This is a genomic window from Pseudomonas sp. Irchel 3A5 (genome assembly GCF_900187575.1).
Lineage (GTDB): Bacteria > Pseudomonadota > Gammaproteobacteria > Pseudomonadales > Pseudomonadaceae > Aquipseudomonas > Aquipseudomonas folii.
The window spans coordinates 1-21,613 of the sequence record NZ_FYDU01000010.1 but is presented as its reverse complement, the minus strand read 5'-3'; the positions used below and the strand labels follow the sequence as shown (position 1 = coordinate 21,613).

Here is a 21,613-nt window from a genome sequence, read left to right as displayed (position 1 = left end):
TCTTCTCACGAGACATGTTGCAGGAATTCGCGCAGGCGCGGGCTGGGCGGGTTAGCGATAAGATCGGCAGGCGCGCCATCTTCAGCGATACGGCCCTTGTCGATGAAGATCAAGCGCGTGGCCACCTTGCGGGCAAAGTCCACTTCGTGAGTAACGATCACCATCGTCATGCCTTCATCTGCCAACGACTTCATGACGGTCAGCACCTCATGGCGCAATTCCGGGTCCAAAGCGGAAGTCGGCTCGTCAAACAGCATGAGTTTGGGTTTTACCGCCAGCGCCCTAGCGATGGCTACGCGCTGTTGCTGGCCGCCGGACAGCTCGGAAGGGTAGTGACTGGCACGGTCGGCCAGCCCGACTTTTGCCAGGAGTTCGGTGGCGAGTTGCTCCGCCTCTTTGCGATTGGCACCGCGGACCCGCATCGGGCCGAACGCGACGTTTTGCAACGCTGTCATCTGCGGGAAGAGGTGAAACTGCTGGAACACCATGCCCGCTTCCTGGCGGATCAAGCGCTCATCCACCCTGGGGTCATTAACCTTCAGTCCATCGACCATCAATTGCCCGTCGGTGATCTCTTCCAGCTTGTTGATGCAGCGCAGCAGTGTCGATTTTCCCGAACCTGAAGGGCCGATGATCACGACCACTTCGCCGCTGGCGATATTGAGGTTGATGTCATGCAGTACTTGAGTACTGCCGAAGTGCTTGGAGACACCTTTGAACTCGATCATAGGATTTTCAGCCTCGATTCCATACGCCTCAGCACGTAGCTCAGCACCAGGGTAATGATCAGATAAATGACGGCGACCGCTGACCAGATCTCCATTGCGCGGAAATTGCCAGCGATGACCTCTTGGCCCTGACGCGTCAGTTCGGCGACACCGATGACGATAAACAGCGAGGTGTCCTTGATACTGACAATCCACTGGTTGCCCAGGGCCGGGATCATGCGCCGAAATGCCAGCGGCGCAATGACGTAGCGCAACGTGTCGCGCCTGGACAAGCCCAGCGCCAGTCCCGCTTCGCGGAAGCCGCGGTGGATCGACAGCACTGCGCCGCGGGTGATCTCGGCGATGTACGCCCCCGAGTTGAGCATGATAGTGACCACTGCGGCAGTGAACGGATCAATACGCACCGGGATCATCATGGGTAAGGCAAAGTAGATGAACATGACCTGCACCATGATGGGCGTGCCACGAATCAGTTCGATGAAAACGAGCGCTGCACGGCTGCTGATAAAACCGCCGTAGGCGCGAGCAAAGCCCGCAACCACGCCGATGATGGCGCCACCGATCAGACCCAGGATCGAAATCCACAAGGTCAGCCTGGCGCCTTCGAGCAGGACCGGCAGCGCATCCCAAATGGCGCTCCATTGGAATTGCATGCTGAATTCTCTATTGATGAATGGCAGGGATTATTGCGGGTCAGTGCCGAACCACTTGCGATAGATCTGCGCGTAGGTGCCGTTTTCACGGATTTTCTTCAGCGCTGCGTTAACCGGTTCTCGCAGCTCACTGCCTTTTGGAAAGCCTATGCCGTATTGCTGGGCGAGCATCTGCTGGCCTACCGCTTTCACCTGACCTTCACCGGCGGTCTTGATGTAATACAGGACGTTTGGCGTGTCGTGCATGGCTGCATCAACACGGCCGGTGCGCAGCTCCAGGTAGGCATTGTCGATGTTGGGGAATTGGCGCAGGTCGCTCGCCTTGAGGTTGGCCTTGGCATAGTCAGCCGCAGAGGTCCCGCTTTTCACGGCCAGAGTTTTGCCGGCGATGTCCGCTTCACCCTTGATCGTGTCGTTGTCGCTTTTGACCATCAGCAGGAAACCGCTGTTGTAGTAGCCGTCTGAAAAGTCGATGGCTTGTTTGCGCTCTTCCTTGATGGTGATCCCGGCCAGTGCGACATCGACGTTCCGGGTTTGCAGGGCCGGAATGATGCCGTTGAAGTCCATGGGTTTGAGCTGGTAAGTGACACCCATTTCTTTAGCGATTGCGGCCCACAGATCGATATCGAAACCCACGTATTCGTTGCCTTGCTTGAACTCGAACGGCACGAACGCCGTGTCGGTTGCCACCAGCAATTCTTTGCCTGCCGCAAAAGAGCTTGAGGTGGTTATCAGTGTCATGACCGCCAGTGAGACCTTCAGAAAGTTCTTCATGGGTATTTTCTCTTCATGGGATTCAAGCTCCAGAACACGCCTGGAGCGGTGGGGATAGCGGCAGTCAATTTTTTGAGTGATTCATCAAGCTCACTCCATTTTGTTGTTGTTGTTGGCCCGGCTAGCCACCTGAGAGAGGGGGCGCACGAAACACTTGCTCTTTCGCAAAATATACATGCATTTAATTTTCTTGCAATTTTATTTTGCGCGAAGAGTTCGAGAGTTACAGCGCTTTTATAGCCCGTGATCTCTGGGTTTTATGGCTCTTTGTGTAAGTTTTTCCAAGGTGAGCGTGTCTGCAAATAATAATTGCATTTAAATTTATTGCATCTATTATTTGCAAAAATATCGGGAGCGGCACCATGAGCCATGTCTTTCATCGCAGCCTTAAACACAGCTATCCAACAGCCGTTCAGGGTGAAGGTCCTTATCTGATCGATAGCAATAATCGTCGTTACCTGGATGCCAGTGGTGGTGCTGCGGTGTCTTGCCTGGGTCACAGCGATCCCGATGTAGTCGAAGCCATACGCCAGCAGATTGGCCAATTGGCCTATGCACACACCTCGTTCTTTACCACTCAGGTGATGGAAGAACTGGCGGACTTCCTGGTGGCCCGTGCGCCCGAGGGGATTGACTCGGTGTACTTCGTTTCGGGCGGGTCCGAAGCAATTGAGGCGGCATTGAAACTGGCCCGCCAGTACTTCATCGAGATTGGCCAGCCCCAGCGCAAGCACCTGATTGCTCGTCGACAGAGCTACCACGGCAATACCCTGGGTGCGCTGGCCACCGGCGGCAACGAATGGCGACGCAAGCAGTTCGAGCCGTTACTGATTAACGTCAGCCATGTCAGTCCCTGCTATGCCTACCGTGAGCAGCGGCCTGAAGAGTCCCCTGAAGCCATGGGCGTTCGCCTGGCGGCAGAGCTGGAGGCGGAGATCCTGCGGTTGGGCGCTGAAAACGTCATGGCCTTTGTAGCCGAGCCCGTGGTGGGTGCAACACTCGGGGCTGTCACTGCGGTGCCCGGCTATTTCAAGCGTATCCGCGAAGTGTGCGACCGCCATGGGGTGTTGTTGATCCTCGATGAGGTTATGTGTGGCATGGGGCGGACGGGAGCGTTGTTTGCTGCGCAGCAGGAGGGTATTTCGGCCGATTTGATCACCATCGCCAAAGGCCTGGGAGCAGGTTATCAGCCTATCGGTGCAACACTGGTCAGCCAGAAGATCCGCGATGCCATCGCCAGTGGCTCGGGCTTCTTCCAGCATGGGCACACCTATATTGGGCACGCCACGGCATGCGCCGCCGCTCTGGCCGTGCAGAAAACTATCGAGTCGCGTGGGTTACTGGCCCGTGTCAATCACTTGGGCGAAGAGCTGCGCGCGCGATTGCTGGATCGGCTCGGAAATCACCCGAATGTGGGTGACATTCGCGGTCGCGGACTGTTTCAGGGCATCGAGCTGGTTGCTGAGCGCGACAGCAAAACGCCGTTCGACCCCGCGCTCAAGCTACATGCTAAATTCAAGCAGGCCGCCATGGGCGAGGGCCTGATGTGCTACCCGATGGGCGGAACAGTTGACGGTTTGCGCGGTGATCACATCCTTTTGGCTCCGCCGTTCATTCTCGAGGACCACCACCTGGATGAGATTACCGAGAAACTCCAGAGTGCACTGCAACTCACGTTGAAAAGTCTCTGAGGAAATACCGATATGGCCATTCAATCGCGGCTAAGCGAACTGACTGAGGCATCCATGGATGAAGCCCAGCGTTCGGTACTCAAGGACATTCTTGCCGGCCCGAGGGGCAACCTGGATGGACCTTTTCTGGCCTGGATTCACAGTCCCGAACTGGCCAGTCATGCCCAGCGACTGGGAGCGTTCTGTCGATATGGCACGCGGCTGGAGTTGCGCTTGACGGAATTGGCTATTCTCTTCACCGCCGCATGGTGGCAGTCGCAGGCTGAGTGGCAGATTCATGAGCCGATCGCCCGTGCCGCGGGTATCACAGACTCGGTTATTGATGCACTGCGGCAGCAAGTAGCCCCGCAATTTGCACGCGAGGATGAACAATTGGTCTATAGCCTGGGCAAGTCGTTGTACGAGACGCGTCGTATTGACGAGGATTTGTATGCGACCGCAATCCAGACGTTCGGGGAGCCTGGCCTTGTAGAGCTTGTCGGGGTTTTTGGGTATTACTCGTTGGTGGCAATGACGTTGAATGTGTTCGCAGTGCGTCGTGATACCGATGCACCGCTGCCATTTGTTGAGCGATGAGTACGTTATTGAACGTGATGCCCTGAGCTCTTGGTAATTCAGCACGTTGCCAAGGTGTTGCTACACGCCCTGATACGACCATACCCCGGGCGCCACTACAGAAAAGTATTCCAATCAGATAGTTGCAGTTTTGTTTGATGAGAACGAAGGTCTTGTTTTGCGGCACGACTTACGAAGTCCACTTGACCTGACGGGGTTCCCGGTGCCGATCTGAATACATTACGCAGTTATGAGCGGCTTAAATCCGGCATCTCTGGTCAAGTTGGTTGGCCGTTGGCCGGTAGCGACCGGGTAATAGAAGGGTGTGTCTAAGTATACCTGGTATAGATTTAGTGCCTGATTGAAAGCAGGCAGGTAGCGTATATCATTGGTTTCTTTAGCCATCGCCTCTATTCGAAGTCTGGAGGTGAGGAACAGGACTGATCATGACACCTACCAGCCAATCAGTGACGCACAAAGAAAACAACGTCACGCGGTTTACCTGCAACGGGTGCGGTACTTGCTGTAAAGAACGTCTTATTCCTTTGACTCTTCAAGAGGCGGAGGAATGGTTGAATCGAGGTGGCAACATCGCAGTCATACTTGAAGCTTTCGACGTGTCAGTCTTCCCATTGCTAGAGCATTACAATCACAGCATGCAACGCGCGGTAGATGTAGCCAGTGGAGATGCACGTATTCAGGTAATAGCCATTTTTGCAGGTAACGCACTGGCACGGTGTCCAAGTTTAGGGGCAGATAACCACTGCCAGATTTATGAAGATCGACCGTTGGTCTGTCGAGTCTACCCGATGGAAATCAACCCATTTCTAACCATGCGCCCCGAAGAAAAGGTTTGCCCACCGGAAGTCTGGGAGGCGGGAGAGGTGTTCTGTTCTGACCGTGAAGTTGATCCTGTCCTGGAGGATCAAATTCAACGCTCCCGTCAGGCTGACCGCGACGATGCCAAGGCTAAAGTCTTGGTATGCGCGGCAATGGGGATGAATGTTGCCGCCTGGAAAGGCAACGCGCTGGCCGTTTACTTGACCGACCGAGCGCAATTGCAGCAGGCCATCAATCTCGTTCGAACGGGAAGTGACGTGTCGGCCAATGTGTCCTGGAAAGTACGCGTCGATGATGCTGACCTTCACACTCGTTTGCATGGGGCAGGTGTTGAACTGGATCTTCGCGCACGGACTGAATATATCTTTCACTCGCTTTAATCAGAGAGCTTGGTGAATACCTGATTTTAGGAGTGTAGATAACCTGGTGGCATGGCTCATCAGTCTGCACTCTATCAGTGCTCTTCGGCCTTCGTGGGCATGGTTTTTAATAATTTAGCCGCCAGCACCAAGGCCTCATCTTCAGTAGCTGCCATGAGCATGGGATAGCCCCAGAACTTTTCGTATACAAGTGCAAAGGCTTTGCCTGCCAGGCGTTTTGTGGGACTTGATTCAATATGAATAGAGGCTTTGACATACCTCTTGAGCTCGCTTTTATGGCGCTTCATCCACAGCGATATTTGTTTCATTTCGCCTGGTGATTGTTCGGTTCGCTCTTTATCCAGCCCTTCGTTACTCAAGAGGACGAAAGGTTCATGACGAGCAAGCAACGCTTCGAATTGGACAAGTGAGTCTTGTTGGCTATAGCCCTGTGTAGTTTTATGCAACCACACGAGCGGGAACTGGTTAGCCTCTATACGCATTTCAATACTCCTCTGGCGAGATTGCCAAAACTGTGTGGTGGTCTGCAGTTTCAGGATACTCTGTAAGTGAGCTGGCGCTGTTGCACAGGCTGGCCAAAATATTGTTCGAATCAGCCAGATTCCTATTGGTTTAGGGAGGGTGCGCACCTGCTATGGCGAACACGGTTGATAGACACGCGATTTCCACATTGGATGTCGATAGCATTTCGCGGCCAGTCGTCGCGCTCAGTGCCTCGATGGTCAGCAGGGATTGGGAGCAAACAAGCCATCAACATCGCAAGGCGCAACTGCTTTATTCCGTCCGCGGCGTCCTCAACTGCGAGATTGAAGAGGGAGTGTGGATCGTTCCGCCGCAATGCGCCGTATGGATACCCGGTGGTTTGTCACATGCGACACGTGGATCGGGAGGAACAGAATGTTACTGCCTGTTTGTCGAACCCGATGCAGCCCCTGATCTTCCGCGGGGTTGCTGCACGATAGGGGTGTCTCCACTGTTGCGTGAATTGCTGCTGAAGGCGGCGGGATTCCCGGAAGACGCCGCCACCAGCGCGCGCGAAGACCGCCTGATCGCAACGTTGTTGGACGAATTGTCGGCAGCCCCCGTGCAGGACCTGCATTTGCCGATGCCTCGCGACAGGCGTCTGCGCAAGCTTGCTGAAATGCTCCTGGCCGACCCTGCGGTCAAGATTTCAGTGCACGACTGGGCCTCTCGCATAGGTATGAGTGAGCGCAGTATGAGTCGGCTTTTGCTGCAGGAAATAGGGATGAGCTTCGGACGCTGGCGTCGGCAGTTGCATGTGATTTTGTCACTGCAACGCATGATCAAAGGGGAGAGCGTACAAACCGTAGCAGCGGAGCTCGGGTATGAAGGCCCTAGTGGTTTTATCACCATGTTCCGCAAAACAGTAGGTAAGCCCCCGGTGCAATATCTTTCCACCCGCTCAAGTCCTCTTACTGCGGCGAATTCTTTGCATGTGCCTTCAATCCTGCTTCCTGATGACGTTTAACCTCGGCGAGTAAGCGGTCTTGCCGAGAAGCTGCGCGCCTATTTGTTGCGCAACCCGCATGGTCAGGTGCATGCGCCCGAGCATCACATCTTGCTTGATTAACCTGGTTGCCGCTCTCGCGCGGCAACTGGTCTATTTCACTCGTTCGTTGCACAACCTGCGTGAAAAGCCGATGCTCAGCGAGCAATCATTCCGGCAGCTTGTTCGGTTGCTTCAGTAGTACGCGTCGCGAGTTTTCGAACCTCGTCGGCCACGACAGCGAAACCGCGCCCAGCCTCACCAGCACGTGCCGCTTCAATGGCCGCATTCAGCGCCAGTAGATTCGTCTGGCTCGCAATGCTTTGAATCGTACCTACAATTTGCGACAACTGAGCAAGGCTGGCTTCCAGGTTCCGTTGATGCGTAACTTCCGCCTCTCGCAGCGCATTCTGCTCGTGCTGCAGGTGGACATCCACAAGAGCTCCGACGACGCGAAGCGGAGATCCTTTCGGGTCGCGCCGAGTCTGACCTCGTGCTCTGAACCAACGATATTCGCCACTCTTCATCTTCAATCGGTACTCGATGTCGAATGGCGTCTTTCCTGACTTATCATTCAAGTGAGCGCCGAAAGCGTTAAGGCTTCGCTCTTTATCATCCGGGTGCAACCTGGATGCCCAGCTTTCCAGGACATCAGGAAATTCTTCAACCGTTTCAAAACCAAGCAGTCTTCGGAACTGAGGCGACCACCAGAAAGGGTTCCTGGCATTTACAGGATCTCCGGCAATGACTTCCATATCCCACAAGCCATCGGAGAGCATTTCCCTGGCCAGTTCGAAACGGGTGATGATGACGTCGTGTTCCTGATCGCGTTCCAGCTGATCATGGATATCCCGTAGCGAGCCCGCGACCCGAATTGGCGTTCCTCGTTCGTCACGAAGTGTCTCACCTTGGGCATGGAACCAACGATAGGAACCATCCTTCATCGCGAGCCGGTTTCTCACCTCATAAGGCGTGTTTCCCGACTTATCGTTGAGATGTCGAGCAAAGGCGTCAAGCGTCCCCTGCTTGTCCTGCGGATGAAGGCGATCAGCCCAACTGGCCAGGACATTCGGGAAATCACGTTCGTCATTGAACCCAAGAAGATTGCGAAATTGCTGCGACCACCAAAACCGGTTTTTTGGATTAAGCGGGTCGCCCGCCACAACCTCCATATCCCAAAGGCCCTCGCTGGAGGCGCGATTCACCAAGTCGAATCTGACGGTTTGGGTTGACGCGCTAGCTGCCGACTCGCGAAGTAGTTCACGTGCAGTTTCAAGTTCGCTTTCAAGTTGGTCTATGCGCGATTGGGAATCGCGCCTGGATGATTCGAGAGTACCCCAGGCATCAAGGATTACCGGGGCCTCCTTGCAACCTTTGAAGTCAGGTGCTTCGCCGCTTTTGATGGCAGCTATCAGCTGTTGAAGTGCATAACGATCACGGCGTAAGAACGGGATGGGCATAGTGCGAGACTCGATAGACTTGATTGGCCTCATCCATGGCACGTTGACATCTATTTTTGTCGGCACATGCCTGGAAAACTGTAGACCCGATCAAAACTTGAATTGATGGGGTCATGCTCAATTGCAGTCGGGAAACGCCTCGCCGCAAACATTGGCTGAAGTGAAAAATAATCTGGCCATCCCTCGATATCTGGCAACGGGCGCATGTTGCTAAATTGCGCAACAACGAATGCTAATCAGTTCCACTTGAGATTAGTTCGTCACTTCTGTTCTCCGGTCTGGTTTCGGTTGAGTCGTCGGTCTTCACATCCGCGTCTCAATGGTCGGCCGTCTTCTGTTTTATCTTGATAAGGAATGGCTAATGTCGAGTCCGTTGATTTATTGCGGTGGAAGGGGTCATCGCGCGCCTCAACGTCTGGTTAAAAAACCTGTTGCTGCAGCGCTGCTCGTGCTTTTGGGGCATTCGAATTGTGTGATGGCGCAGGACGGGGTTGAAGCCGATGAGAGTTCTCCGTCTCAGGGCGTGATGTTCCTGCCATCACTGACGATAAGCGGGACAGGTGCACCCGACGGCACCGAGACAGAAGGGACGGGACTTTACACCATCGGCCAGACCACGGCCGCGACTCGCTTGCCGCTCACGCTCCGGGAGACGCCGCAATCCGTTTCAGTGGTGACACGTCAACGCATGGACGATCAAAAGCTGGATTCAGTTCAGGGAGTGCTGGAGAACTCGACTGGCATCGCGTCGTATCAATCAGACAGCCAACGCACTAGCTTCTACTCCAGAGGCTTTCTGATCGACAACATTCAGTATGACGGCATACCAGCGGTCATCGGTGATGTCATAAACGGCAGCGGTATCAGCGACCTGGAAACTGCGTTTTATGACCGTGTCGAAATTGTGCGCGGGGCGAACGGACTTCTCACCGGCACGGGCAATCCGTCGGCGGCGGTCAACCTGGTCCGCAAAAGACCAACGCCGGAGTTTTCGGCGTCTACCTCCATCAGTGCGGGGTCGTGGGACAACTTTCGAGAGGTGGGGGATATTTCCGTACCCCTGACAACCGACGGTCGCGTTCGGGCACGTGTGGTAGGGGTCAATAACGATGGCCACTCTTACCTCGACGGTTATCAAACACAAAAGCAAGCGCTCTACGGAATCATTGAAGCAGATCTCACTGAAGACACTACCTTGGGTATAGGTTACGACTACCAGAATAGTTCCCCCAAGCGACCGACCTGGGGCGGTACTCCTTTATGGTTCAGTAATGGTTCAGAGGCAGAATGGTCGCGTTCCAAATCTGTGGCAGCGGACTGGAGCCGCTGGGACAGCACCCGGCAGAGTGCTTTTACCGAACTGGAGCACCGGTTTGATAACGGTTGGAAAGTCCACGGTGTCGTGAATCAGTACCGTACCAAGTATGACACCCAGCTAATGGGGAGTTCTGGTACACCTGATCAGGATACCGGATTAGGCAGTTTTCCTAATGGCGCTTATCCAATAGCGTTGGCCGGCAAAGGTAAAAGCCGTCAAAACACCTTTGATGTGATGGCGAGCGGTCCCTTTGACTTGATGGGGCGCCAACATGACCTGGTGGTGGGAGGGATGACTTCTCGATATACCTCGAACAAAGACGACATCAGCCCCTTTTTTTCAGGGTTCACGCCCATCAATATCTACGATTGGAACAGTCACTTCCCCAAGCCTGATTTCGATGCAATGACGTCAATACCGACCAATACCGAGATCAAACAGCGCGGTTTCTACAGTACGGCGAGATTCTCTTTGGCTGATCCATTGAAGTTGATTCTCGGCGGGCGGTTCAATCGGTACGAGATCGACGAGACAGCAGGCGGGACGCCGTTCAGTTATAAAAAGAGTAATGAATTTACGCCTTATGCAGGTTTGATATACGACATTGACGATACGTATTCTGCTTATATCAGTTATACCGGCATCTATAATCCTCAATCATCATTCCGGGACAGCAACGGCAACGTCCTTACGGCTACTGAAGGTAAAACGAAAGAAATTGGCCTCAAGGCTGAATACCTGGAGGGCAGACTGAATGCGTCTGTCGCGTTGTTTGACACCGAACTGGACAATGCTGCACAAGCGGACGGCAGTCTTCGTACGCCAGGCGGAGCCCAGGCTTATAAAGGTGTTGACGGAACCAAATCCCGCGGGATCGAGTTAGACATGCAGGGTGAGGTTGCTGCCAATTGGAACGTCTACGCTGGCGTTGCTGCTTTCACGGCCAAAGATGGCAATGACGCCAGGCTAAACGCTCAGGTGCCTCGCACTACCGCCCAGATGTTCACGACGTACAGATTACCCGGAATATGGGAGAAGCTTACGTTGGGAGGAGGTCTCAGATGGCAAAGCCGCTTCTTGAGCAGTAGCACCAGCACCAGGGTGGCGGAACAGGATCCCTATGCGTTGACGTCACTGATGGCGCGTTATGAGATGACAAGTCACATGGATGTATCAATCAATGTGAATAACGTATTTGATAAAAAATATGCAACGCAGAAGGGCGACTTCGACACGGTCAGTTATGGAGCGCCGCGAAATGCGTTTTTAACAGTGAACTACAAACTTTAGCCCGGGCTGGTTAACCCCCGGGCCTGATCCGGGCGTTCTTCACATTGCCGCTGATATCGAGTTCAGGTTTGTGCAGCCTGCCGGCCGATCACTGAACATTTCAAAACTGAAAGGTACTAAAGGCTCTGTCCAGGCCGAGACGAGCGCCTGGTAGAACAAGTCGCGAAGCTCAAGCCTGAACTGAGAGGCCCAACCATAGCAGTCTCCTCCTTCAAACGACTCAAAACTTATCCAGCAGCCTGCCGTCATTAAAGCGCCTCAAGGAGTTTAACAGCCATTATGAATAACGCTGACAACCTGACTCTAGTGGCTCCACCCCCTGGCACAGATTTCCATCGCGGGAGCGGCTTGAGTGCGACGTTCGTTGCCTCGAAGTGCCTGGTATTTGCAGTGTCGCTTGGGCTATCGACATTAGCTTCGGCCGCGTCCCAACCCCGGCCGTGTGAAACACCGCCGGGCGGGATAATGTTCATTACTCAAGACTGCATCGATCCGGAGTTCGACCGCCCGGTAATTGACAGCCGAGAAGATTTGAAAAGTCCTGTTCTGACGCATCGCGTTTCCGGGCACTTCGAAGGCACCGATGTAAAGTTCAGCTTTTTCTTCCCGCCGAAGGCCCAATGGAAGGGGCGTTTCTTCCATAAGGTTTATCCCTTGGGAGAGGGTAACGTTCCGGACCGGGTAATCAAATTTGGTGCTGACAGCGGTGCTTACACCGTGGATTCTGTTTCGCCTTCTGGCTATCGAGCCAACGCTGCGGCAGCAAAGTTCTCGAAGAGGGTCGCGGGGGAATACTATGGAATGTCCGCTTCTCAGATCCACGGCTACATCTATGGTGGCAGCGGCGGGTCTTATCTGACCATCGCTGCGGCTGAGAACTCGTCGGGAGTATGGGACGGTGCAGTCCCATTCGTCATTGGCGTTCCAACATCCATTCCAACCAATTTTTTTGTACGTGCTTTCGCACGTCTTGTACTCGAAGACAAGGCGTCACGCATTGCCGATGCTATGCGGCCGGGAGGTAGCGGAGATCCTTTTGCGGCACTTGACCCCACGGAAGCATCGGTCCTTGCGGAGGTCAATGCAATGGGGGTGCCCCTGCGCGGTTGGGATAATTACGCTTACATCCTGGGGCTCAACGACCCGCAGGGGTTACTGGGGTTTGCCAGTTCGGTCAAGGGCATTGATCCTGGTTATGCAGATGACTTCTGGAGTAAACCTGGCTACCTCGGTACCGAGCAATCCACTCTGGGCAATATGGTGCGAAGGGCGAAAATTGATCGCGTGGTGTCGGTTCAAAGGATAGATCGTGACTCAGCGGGTAAGCCATTACGCTTGCATGTGGCCGGACTGTCCCACGTCAAAAACAGCGCTTGGTTGGACTTTACCCTTGAAGGGGCGGAAGGGGGCAATCGACAATTGCTTGGGTCGCTAGATGCCGGGCACGGAGTCATTACGCTGTCCGCGCAAAATCAAGCCGATATGCTCAACGCGCTGAGAAATGGAGCCAGGGTTCGTGTCGATAATCGCTGGGCAATTGCGTTGACCTCCTACCACCGGCATCAGGTCCCGGCGTCTGGTGGATTTGCTGCGTGGGACCAATTTCGCAATGCAGACGGTTCGCCGCGCTACCCGCAACGCCCTCAAGAGGTAGGCCCAGTCATCAGCGCAGGCGTCAGCGGAGGCGGTAGTTTCACCGGCAAGATAAACAGCAAGATGATAATCATAGCCAACGCACTTGATGTCGATGCCTACCCTTGGGATGCCGACTGGTATGGCCAGCGATTGAAGGCAGGAGAGGGTGAACAGTACGACGCTAAGGTGCGGATCTGGTTGAACGACAATGCAGACCATCTGGATGGCAGCGTGGTTGCCTCGGGTTCGGCTGACAATCATTCTGTGAGGCTCATCGATTACAACGGCATCCTCGAACAAGCCGTCAGGGATGTAAGTGCCTGGGTGGAAAATGGTGTCGCACCGCCTCTCTCGACTCAGTATGCGCTCAATAAAGGCCAGGTCTCATTACCCGCAGACGCATCAGCAAGGCAGGGTATCCAGCCCGTTGTGAAGCTCACGTCCAGGAGCGGTGAAAGAATCCTTGCCAAAGTCGGGGAGCCGCTCACGCTGCTGGGTGACATTACCGTCCCGGCATCTGCGGGCAAAATTGTGAAAACAGAATGGAGCCAGACAGGGAACGACGACTTTCTAGACGCGCCACTTCCTCATCAGCCGTCAGAAACGCTCGCGGTGCATAACACCCTCATTTACTCGGAGCCTGGCACCTACTATCCCGTGCTCCGCGTTACTGTCCAGCGTGAGGGCAACGCCACGACGGAGTTTACGCGGGTCGAAAATCTGGCAAGAGTGCGAGTAATAGTGGAATAGGAAATGCGGCCGCATGCCGGTGTTATCGATTCATTCTGACACGCTAAACTGAGCAGCCTCATCATAGGTCTGAGCCTTTTCACCTACGCCACGGTGGCGAGCGTATGGGAGGTGTACGCGCCAATAGGGTAGGGGGAACGACTTGCTGCTCAAGTAGCCCAGGCAATGAGCGGATACTCTCTAATGCTTATTCGCTTATGGAATAAGCATAAACAAATATATTCCTTGATCGTATCGATCGCCGTGCTACCTTGCTGTCACCGGACCGCCGGATATGTTCAATCCTATTGTTATGGTACGACTATGTCCGGCGCCCGAATCTTACAAATCAGCCTTGAGGCTCTGTCGCATGACGGATCCCATGCAGCGATTTTTCATGCCGACAACTTCCGCATCAGTCCTTTCTCTTCCATTGCCGTTCAATTGATTACCGGCAAACCTCTCCCTTGTCAGGCTAACAGCGAAGCCTGCAGTGCAATCAGCGAAGGCTTGGCGTTTCTTCTTCACGCCATGTGAATCGTCGTTACCAGACACTTGCACACCGATAGTCCAATCAATGCTCTTCAGATAACACCCTGTTTGGTGTTGCAGTTTGAAGTGTGAGTGATTGGGCACTTGTTCCGAACAAGATCTATCACGACTAACCGCCATGCCAAACTATTTGGATGAAGCTCATCGAGCTGAAATCGTTAAGCTGAGCACTACCTTAACCAGTAAAACTGAATGGCCCACCTGGCTTTTGTTAGCCGGCTTCTATCTGGCCTGGGCGGTTATTGTTTTTTATGGAGGGGTACTTGGCGAAGGATTCACCATCGTTCTGTTGGTTCCACTGGTTGTGCTTTGGATGTCGATTCAACATGAGCTTATCCACGGTCATCCGACACGGTGGCCTACCATTAACAGAGCCTTGGGATTTCTGCCGTTTGCCGTGTGGTACCCCTACGATATTTATAGGGACACCCATTTGGCGCATCACAACGACACAGTCCTGACGGTGCCGGGTCAAGATCCAGAAAGTCGGTATGTTAGCGGTGTTTTCTGGTTGCGCTCGCCTCGCTCTATCAGAATGTTGCTATGGGTAAACAAGACCTTGGGTGGCCGTTTGCTTGTGGGCGCGCCGTTGGCGGTAACAGGTCTCGTGATCAGTGAAATTGGAGGGTTATTTCACACCGGGCGATTGGCTTGGCGGATGTGGGCCGTTCATATGTTAAGTGTTGGCGTAGTGCTGGCTCTCGTTGAGCAGTACAGCGCGATCAGTGCCGTACAGTACATATTCCTGGTTTCGCTACCGGCCATGTCGATTGCCATGATCAGGTCGTTTTACGAGCATCGCCCGTCGGCGCTTCCGGAACACCGCACGGTTATCAACGAATCGTCAGGGTTGTTGAGTTGGCTGTTTCTTAATCTCAATCTTCACCTGGTTCATCACGATCTTCCCGGGCTGCCCTGGTTTTATTTACCCCGAGTCTATAGAGCCAGGCGTGAGCAATGGATTGCGCGAAATAACGGCTATGTCATTGATGGCTACTTCTCGTTGTTGAAGAAACATCTGGTCAGTCCCGTTGATTGTCCTCGCTATCCAGTCGAGCACTGAAATATGCAAGCTAATCTGAGCGTCGGAAAATGATACGTTTTGAAGCCATTAAGAAAACTCATAAAGGCAGCCCTAATACGGCCGTGAGCGATTTGACGCTTCACGTCCGGGAGGGGGAGATCTGTGTATTTGTCGGTCCCAGTGGGTGTGGCAAAACAACCATTTTGCGAATGATCAACAGGCTGGATACACAGGACAGTGGCCGCATCTGTGTCAACGGCGTGGCAACCGATGAGCTTGACGTCGTCACTCTACGCCGCGGCATTGGTTTCATGATGCAAAGCGCGGCGTTGTTTCCCCATCAGACGGTTGCAGAAAATATTGGCGCAGTACCGCGGCTCCTGGGCTGGAGCAAACATAAAATCCGCGAGCGCGTTAGCGAGCTCATCTCCCTGGTTGGACTTCAGCCGGAATTTCTTCAGCGCTACCCTGATCAGCTGTCGGGCGGGCAGCAAAGTCGCGTGGCTCTGGCGAGGGCGTTGGCCTCGGATCCACCGGTTGTATTGATGGACGAACCCTTCGCCGCGCTTGATCCAGTCATACGTGAGCGACTGCAGGATGAACTGGTTGCGCTACAGAGACGTTTGCATAAAACCATTATTTTGGTGACCCATGACATGGAGGAGGCCATCAAGATTGGTGACCGGATTGCCATCTTCGAGGGCGAAGGAAAACTTGTTCAATTCGATACACCTCACACTGTCCTTGCCCATCCTGCCAGCGAGTTTGTGAGGAACTTTATCGGCAAAGATCCGTTATTAAAAAGACTTTCGCTGATGAAGGTTTCTGATCTTCCGGCGGATGAATTCAGTTGTGAGTTCAAACTTCTGCTGGATGACAAGTCCAACCCGTTGAAGTGGGTCAGTGAATCGGACGTGCCTGTTCCGGAGTTGACCACGGTGTCGAGTAACGACTCGTTGCATCACGCACTGGTTAAAATTCTGACGGCGCCAATCGGTGTGGTTGTTCGTGTGGACGAGGCGGGCGGTTACGAAGGTTGTCTCTCGATTGCCAGCCTTCACAGCGCACTCAATGAGCACCGCTTCGTAGGTGCGCAATGATTGACTGGTCCTGGATTGTTGAAAACGGGCAGCAGATTGGCCAGCTGTTAATTGATCATATTCAGCTGGTGATCCTGGGCCTGTGCACAGGCGTCCTGTTAGCGGGCGCTATGGTGCTCTTGACGTTGTGGCACCCGGGTTTGGCGCGGCCAATGATTTATGTCTGCGGCATACTCTTTACCATACCGTCCCTGGCACTGTTTATTTTGATAATGCCATTTACCGGGTTATCCAAGACCACGGCGGTCATTGGTTTGAGCCTGTATTCCTTGCTTATTGTGTTGCAGAACACCTTGGCGGGGCTTGCAAGTAACCCCGCGGACGTATTGGAGGAGGCCCGTGCGCTCGGGTATACGCGCATGCAGAGATTCCTCGGGGTTGAGCTTCCACTGGCGCTGCCTGCGTTATTGGCGGGCTTGCGAACAACCTCGGTCACGTTGGTGGGGCTGGTGACTGTTACTGCCTTGATTGGACAAGGTGGACTGGGCCAGCTGTTCATTACCGGGCTGGCTCAAAGTTTCACTACACCTGTGGCAGTCAGCCTGGTCCTGACCGTGATGTTGGCATTAGGTTTTGATTTTCTGTTTTATTCAATCAATAAATGGCTGCTGCCCTGGGTGCGCTGATGAACATGATCGCGGGCGTCTACCTTTGGTTTTCTCTTCCTGATAATTGGTTGGGTGAAAACGGCATACTGACTCGGCTGGCAGAGCATATTTATTATGTGTCTTTGAGCCTGGTTATTGCTTGCGCAATAGCGTTGCCGCTTGGCGTACTTTTGGCTAACTACCGCAAAGGTGCGCAGGTGGCGATAGGGCTGTTCAATATTGGGCGAGCGTTACCTTCTCTGGGTATTGTGATACTTGCAATCATGCTCATTGGCTATGAAACCAGCACGGTAATTATCGCGTTGGTAACCATGAGCATCCCGCCAATATTAACCAATACCTATGTTGGAATCGATCAGGTGGATTCATCTCTGAAGCAGGCTGCCAGATCGATGGGCATGCGCAGAGGGCAGCTGTTTTTCCAGCTCGAGTTGCCGCTGGCTTTTCCGCTGATCTTTTCAGGGTTCCGATCAGCCCTGGTGCAACTTATCGCCACGGCCACTATCGCCGCGTATGCCGGCTTCGGTGGGCTGGGCAGGTTTCTTATAGATGGACTGGGCCGAAATGATACGCCGCAAATTATTGGCGGCGCACTGATGGTGTCGGCGCTGGCGATCCTCAGTGAGTGGGTTTGTTCAATGATAGAAACATCCATGCTCAGAAAATGGCGGGCGGGGAAAATCGAACTAAGGACTACATGACCTGAAGCATTTGAAAGTATGTATTAACTTTGCAGAGGTGCAAACCCACATGAAAAACAAACAACGTTCGAAGGCTCGCTCAGCGCACTCGGTTTCATTGCTGCTGGGGCTAGGCTTGCTGGTGGGCAGCGCGTTTGCCAGCGCTCAGTCCATCACCATTGGAGGGGCCAATTTTTCCGAGCAGACGATTCTCGCCAACATCTATGCGTCAGCCTTGAAAAATCAAGGGATAGACGTCAAGACCCGACTCAATCTGGGCAATCGCCAGATCATCGCCCAGGCCCTGGAAAACGGCGATATAGACGTCGTACCCGAATACCTGGGGTCACTGTTGAGTTTCTATGACGACAAGACTGCCCTGACCACCCGAGAGGAAATCCTCAGTGCGTTGCAACAGAAGTTGCCGGCGGATCTTCAACTGCTTGAACCTTCGTCCGCAGGCTCCACTACCGCATGGGCCGTCACCAAAAAAACCGCAGAGAAGTACAACTTGCACACCTTGTCCGACCTGGCGCCCGTCTCGGGAGACTTGACGCTGGGCGGGCCTCCCGAAGTCGCCACAGCTGCATTAGGCGTGCCCGGGTTGAAGGCGGTCTATGGCATCAACTTCAAGAGCATCAAGTCGCTGGACATGGGCGGGCCCTTGTCACGGCTGGCGTTGAACTCCGGCGCTATCGACGTGGCGACGATGGTCTCCACGCAAGGCATCCTGGCAAAAGAGCCCTGGGTTGTCCTCGAGGACGACAAGCACCAACAGCCCCTGCAAAACATCACGCCATTGGGTCGCAAGGCGTTGCTGACCCCGGAGGTCACGAGGGTGCTTAACCAGGTCTCCGCAAAGCTGACCGATGACGACCTCAAGCAACTCAATCGCCTTGTTGATATCGATCACAAGGATCCAGCAAAAGTCGCGGCGCAGTGGGTCGCCGAACATACCGCCAAGACGGCCCAGTAAAAATGAATGTGACGCTGGTAAGGTCGCGGAGGCGTTATGTCGAATAAAAGCATGATCTTGAATTTTTTCTTTTTTAACCCCCAGGGGGACCATCGTTTTTCATGGCGCCACCCGAAGTCACCGACCAGAGAGATATTGACGCTGGGTTACTACGTAAAACTGGTGCAGGCGGCGGAGGCGGCGAAGTTTGATGCGGTTTTTGTCGCGGATCACGTCGCGGTCTGGGACTCTGTGGCCAGCGGGTTGAGGCACTATGCCAACGCCCGCCTTGAACCGGTTACGCTGCTGTCCGCACTGGCTGCGGTTACCGAGCACATCGGGCTGATGGGCACGGCTTCGACCTCTTATAACGAGCCGTTCAACCTCGCGCGATATTTTGCTTCGCTTGACTACCTCAGCGCAGGGCGAGCCAGCTGGAATATCGTGACTTCGTGGCTGGAAGAGGAGGCCTCGAATTTCGGATTGTCAGGCGTGACGAAGCATGGTGATCGCTATCTGCGGGCCGAGGAATTCATCCACGTCGTCAAGCAGCTTTGGGACTCCTGGGAGGAGGGTGCGCTAGAGTTTGACAAGGGGACCGGCGACTTTGCCGACCCATCGAAAATTCACCCGATCAATCACAAAGGTGCACATTTCAGTGTGCGTGGGCCGCTTAACGTGCCGCGTCCACCTCAGGGGCATCCGGTCTTGGCTCAGGCGGGGTCTTCTGAAGCCGGCAAGAACCTGGCCGCTGCGCACGCGGACGTGCACTTCTGTTTTATCAATTCGGTCGAAGAGGGGTTGGCGTACCGGGCCGACTTGAATCGCCGACTGGAGTTGCAGGGCAGGCATTCCAGTGATCTGAAAATAGTCACCGGCGTACTTCCGGTGGTGCTCGGCGATGAGACTGAGGAGGCGCGACGTCGGCAACTGGAGGACAGCCTTATCATCGATGCCGTGGCAATTGATTTGGTCTCCAGCTACACCCGTCTGGACTTGACAGGGTTATCACCAGACGGCCCATTACCCGCGTTGCCGGATGAGTCCGAGTTTGATGGTATTCGAACTGAGCTGGCCCTGCTCAAGCAGTACGACACTTCCCTGTCCATCCGTGAAATAGGACGCCGGTTGGTCAAGAGCTCGAGTACCTGGCTGCTGATCGGAACAGCGGAGCATATTGCCGATAAGCTCTCAGCGTTATACGAGTCAAATGCCGTCGATGGCTACAACCTCATGTTTCCGTTTTTGCCCACTGACTTCGAAACATTCACCCGTGGCGTGGTGCCTTTGCTGCAAGCCAGAGGAGTGTTTCGCCAGGAGTACGAACCGGGGACACTCAGGGATCGCCTGGGCTTGAAGGTGCCTGCCAACCGTTTCCTGCTCTAATCAGCGGAAATCGTACACCCTGCATGGATTCACGATCAGCGATCCATCCATGGACCTTGCTCCGGCCGGGGTTTTACAGGCTCAGGTCGGTTGGCCTTTCAATCGCCGGATTGCTGCTCAAGATGTGGAGAATCCTTAGCTGCTCGATGTTACTGAGCGCTGTTATAAAACAGCTATGTGGAATTTTATGGAACTCCATTACAAACTATCCGGATCCCCAAAGAACTTTTTGACAGGGCTCTAGAACGGTTGTTTAAGATCGCAAAATAACAGTTGTGCCCCCATTTTTGCCCCCAGTCGCGTCGAGTGTGCGAGCGACTGCGAATGGCGATTTATGAAAGCTACTAATACGGCACTTGCTGGCTTTCAGTGTGTCCACCCACTATGAGGGGGAGTGGCGGCTACGCGCTTGCGATGAGCTGGGCCCCCCTGATTTCAAGGCTACAATACGGCCTGCTCATGATACCGATGGGACAAATAAGCGTAACCCAGATGTGATAACGTCTCGCGCCTCAGCAAGCCGCGTAGACAAAGGAGTTCGTGTGGATAGGGATTGGGTAAGAGATCTGATTGAGAATTTTTCTTCGGCCACTATCGGTGACATGGACATCCCGAAGCTAATTAACGACAAGTACCTGCACACACCCAATCGACTGTTCAAAATCAGAACGTGCAGCAAGCTCGCGCTGAAGAATCTGGCTGAGAAAACACTCTATCTGAGCGTAGCCAATGGATTCAACGATCCCTACGACACGGCTTTCTGGGTTGACTACCGAAAGCTCGCCGCTTGGGAAAAACTCGACGAATTGGGTTTTAGCGAAGATCAAATCGCCACTACGCTTAAATCCGAGGATCCCATCGCAGCTGCAGTAGCACTGGCTTCGGCTCAGGATCCACCCACCCTGAACGTTAAGCACTGGCTTCATGAAGTCGGAGTATTGGCGCCAAATCACCAGGCCGGGCAGCTCCCATGGCTAATTGACCAACTCAAAAGCAGCTACAAAATCTGCAGCCTGAGCGAACGTGTGGATTCGGTGCTGATGTGGAGCCACTATGGCCTCGACCACACCGGATTCGCCATGGAGTACGACTTCACAGGCCTTCATCGAAATCACCTTTCGACCCTTACGCTATGGCCCGTCGCATACTCAAATCAACTGTTCGACATCACGCACATTCTCAGAGCCCAACGCCGGGAGAAAAACTACAACGAGCTGTATGGAATTGCCGCCTCTCTGTGCAAGGCTATCGATTGGCAGTACGAGCGAGAGTGGCGTTTAGTGGTTCCAGACGACGATAGAGAAGTTAAAGGATTCAATGTCCCTGCGCCCCTGAAGGCCGTTCATCTCGGGGCCAAAATCTCGGATCATGATGGGCTCAAGATCTTGAAGATCTGTAGTGAAATCGACATCCCTGTCTACAGGGTCAGGCTTGCACCCCACGAGTACCGGATGATCTCGGAGCTTACTAGCCTGGACGATTGGCGTTCCTATCGTTGAAGGAAAGGTGCCAACCTACCTGGTAGACACCATCGTCCCTAGTCTCTAAATTTTGAAGGGGTCTCTGCGAGACCCTTACGTATCAATTCACGGAAAATCACAATCAGGAGACTTGCATGGACGGTATCCGTCCGGCGAAGTCATCTACCCAGCCCCGCAAAGCCAAGACATGGTGTGCACTTAAATTTTAGTGGACACCATTTCTAGCCTTTTAAGCGGGTCTTTCATGCAGCCAGAACGCCGTTCCTA

General features: G+C 53.9%; 18 protein-coding genes and 2 pseudogenes. 14 read left to right on the top strand and 6 right to left on the bottom strand.

The window, feature by feature from the left end; genetic code table 11:
• Nucleotides 1–5 precede the first annotated feature (5 nt).
• From glnQ to glnH, 3 genes are read right to left on the bottom strand one after another with little or no spacing between them, the layout of a single operon-like run.
• A complete protein-coding gene (gene glnQ / locus CKW31_RS17445; RefSeq protein ID WP_095097635.1) occupies nucleotides 6–728 on the bottom strand; it encodes a glutamine ABC transporter ATP-binding protein GlnQ in 723 nt (240 codons plus the stop codon).
• A complete protein-coding gene (gene glnP / locus CKW31_RS17440) occupies nucleotides 725–1,381 on the bottom strand; it encodes a glutamine ABC transporter permease GlnP (RefSeq protein ID WP_095097632.1) in 657 nt (218 codons plus the stop codon). Before glnP ends, glnQ begins: the two co-directional genes overlap by 4 nt.
• A gap of 30 nt (nucleotides 1,382–1,411) precedes the next feature.
• Complete coding sequence (gene glnH, locus CKW31_RS17435; protein WP_095097629.1) at nucleotides 1,412–2,155, bottom strand: glutamine ABC transporter substrate-binding protein GlnH; 744 nt, start codon at nucleotides 2,153–2,155, stop codon at nucleotides 1,412–1,414.
• A 362-nt stretch (nucleotides 2,156–2,517) separates the two neighbouring features.
• Here glnH and CKW31_RS17430 point away from each other — a divergent pair, with 362 nt between their 5' ends.
• From CKW31_RS17430 to CKW31_RS17420, 3 genes are all read left to right on the top strand, one after another.
• Nucleotides 2,518–3,846, top strand: coding sequence for an aspartate aminotransferase family protein (locus CKW31_RS17430; RefSeq protein WP_095097627.1), 1,329 nt, complete (start codon nucleotides 2,518–2,520; stop codon nucleotides 3,844–3,846).
• Between the two features lie 12 nt (nucleotides 3,847–3,858).
• Nucleotides 3,859–4,422, top strand: coding sequence for a carboxymuconolactone decarboxylase family protein (locus CKW31_RS17425; RefSeq protein ID WP_095097624.1), 564 nt, complete (start codon nucleotides 3,859–3,861; stop codon nucleotides 4,420–4,422).
• Between the two features lie 425 nt (nucleotides 4,423–4,847).
• Nucleotides 4,848–5,621 (top strand): YkgJ family cysteine cluster protein, encoded by a 774-nt coding sequence (locus tag CKW31_RS17420; RefSeq protein WP_095097621.1) that lies wholly within the window; start codon nucleotides 4,848–4,850, stop codon nucleotides 5,619–5,621.
• A 74-nt stretch (nucleotides 5,622–5,695) separates the two neighbouring features.
• Here the strand turns inward: CKW31_RS17420 and CKW31_RS17415 are convergent, their stop codons facing one another.
• A complete protein-coding gene (locus CKW31_RS17415) occupies nucleotides 5,696–6,103 on the bottom strand; it encodes a hypothetical protein (protein ID WP_095097618.1) in 408 nt (135 codons plus the stop codon).
• A 152-nt stretch (nucleotides 6,104–6,255) separates the two neighbouring features.
• On the opposite strand from CKW31_RS17415, the gene CKW31_RS17410 reads away from it, so the two are divergent.
• A complete protein-coding gene (locus CKW31_RS17410; RefSeq protein WP_095097615.1) occupies nucleotides 6,256–7,110 on the top strand; it encodes a helix-turn-helix domain-containing protein in 855 nt (284 codons plus the stop codon).
• A 185-nt stretch (nucleotides 7,111–7,295) separates the two neighbouring features.
• Here the strand turns inward: CKW31_RS17410 and CKW31_RS30425 are convergent.
• Nucleotides 7,296–7,523 (bottom strand): annotated as a pseudogene (locus tag CKW31_RS30425) (methyl-accepting chemotaxis protein); the annotation flags it as partial.
• Between the two features lie 57 nt (nucleotides 7,524–7,580).
• Nucleotides 7,581–8,300, bottom strand: a pseudogene (locus tag CKW31_RS30420) (PAS domain-containing protein); the annotation flags it as partial.
• Nucleotides 8,301–8,949: 649 nt separating this feature from the next.
• On the opposite strand from CKW31_RS30420, the gene CKW31_RS17400 reads away from it, so the two are divergent.
• The 10 genes from CKW31_RS17400 to CKW31_RS17355 all read left to right on the top strand — a co-directional run bounded on the left by CKW31_RS17400 (nucleotide 8,950) and on the right by CKW31_RS17355 (nucleotide 21,364).
• The gene (locus CKW31_RS17400) at nucleotides 8,950–11,196 is read left to right on the top strand and encodes a TonB-dependent siderophore receptor (RefSeq protein ID WP_256582647.1); all 2,247 of its coding nucleotides are present in this window, start codon (nucleotides 8,950–8,952) and stop codon (nucleotides 11,194–11,196) included.
• A 465-nt stretch (nucleotides 11,197–11,661) separates the two neighbouring features.
• On the top strand, nucleotides 11,662–13,581 hold the full coding sequence (locus CKW31_RS17395; RefSeq protein ID WP_095098169.1) for a Tat pathway signal sequence domain protein: 1,920 nt from the start codon (nucleotides 11,662–11,664) through the stop codon (nucleotides 13,579–13,581).
• 303 nt (nucleotides 13,582–13,884) lie between these two features.
• Nucleotides 13,885–14,097: a hypothetical protein gene (locus CKW31_RS17390; RefSeq protein ID WP_095097606.1), complete on the top strand. Its 213-nt coding sequence runs from the start codon at nucleotides 13,885–13,887 to the stop codon at nucleotides 14,095–14,097.
• Nucleotides 14,098–14,230: 133 nt separating this feature from the next.
• Nucleotides 14,231–15,175, top strand: coding sequence for a fatty acid desaturase (locus CKW31_RS17385; RefSeq protein ID WP_095097603.1), 945 nt, complete (start codon nucleotides 14,231–14,233; stop codon nucleotides 15,173–15,175).
• A gap of 29 nt (nucleotides 15,176–15,204) precedes the next feature.
• Nucleotides 15,205–16,236, top strand: coding sequence for an ABC transporter ATP-binding protein (locus CKW31_RS17380; RefSeq protein WP_095097600.1), 1,032 nt, complete (start codon nucleotides 15,205–15,207; stop codon nucleotides 16,234–16,236).
• Nucleotides 16,233–16,862 (top strand): ABC transporter permease, encoded by a 630-nt coding sequence (locus tag CKW31_RS17375; protein WP_095097597.1) that lies wholly within the window; start codon nucleotides 16,233–16,235, stop codon nucleotides 16,860–16,862. The genes CKW31_RS17380 and CKW31_RS17375 overlap by 4 nt, the downstream gene beginning before the upstream one ends.
• The gene (locus CKW31_RS17370) at nucleotides 16,838–17,545 is read left to right on the top strand and encodes an ABC transporter permease (RefSeq protein WP_256582646.1); all 708 of its coding nucleotides are present in this window, start codon (nucleotides 16,838–16,840) and stop codon (nucleotides 17,543–17,545) included. The genes CKW31_RS17375 and CKW31_RS17370 overlap by 25 nt, the downstream gene beginning before the upstream one ends.
• Nucleotides 17,546–17,594: 49 nt before the next feature.
• Complete coding sequence (locus tag CKW31_RS17365; RefSeq protein ID WP_095097594.1) at nucleotides 17,595–18,500, top strand: ABC transporter substrate-binding protein; 906 nt, start codon at nucleotides 17,595–17,597, stop codon at nucleotides 18,498–18,500.
• A gap of 36 nt (nucleotides 18,501–18,536) precedes the next feature.
• On the top strand, nucleotides 18,537–19,865 hold the full coding sequence (locus tag CKW31_RS17360; protein WP_095097591.1) for an LLM class flavin-dependent oxidoreductase: 1,329 nt from the start codon (nucleotides 18,537–18,539) through the stop codon (nucleotides 19,863–19,865).
• Between the two features lie 542 nt (nucleotides 19,866–20,407).
• The gene (locus tag CKW31_RS17355; RefSeq protein WP_095097588.1) at nucleotides 20,408–21,364 is read left to right on the top strand and encodes a DUF2971 domain-containing protein; all 957 of its coding nucleotides are present in this window, start codon (nucleotides 20,408–20,410) and stop codon (nucleotides 21,362–21,364) included.
• The last annotated feature ends 249 nt before the right edge of the window (nucleotides 21,365–21,613 follow it).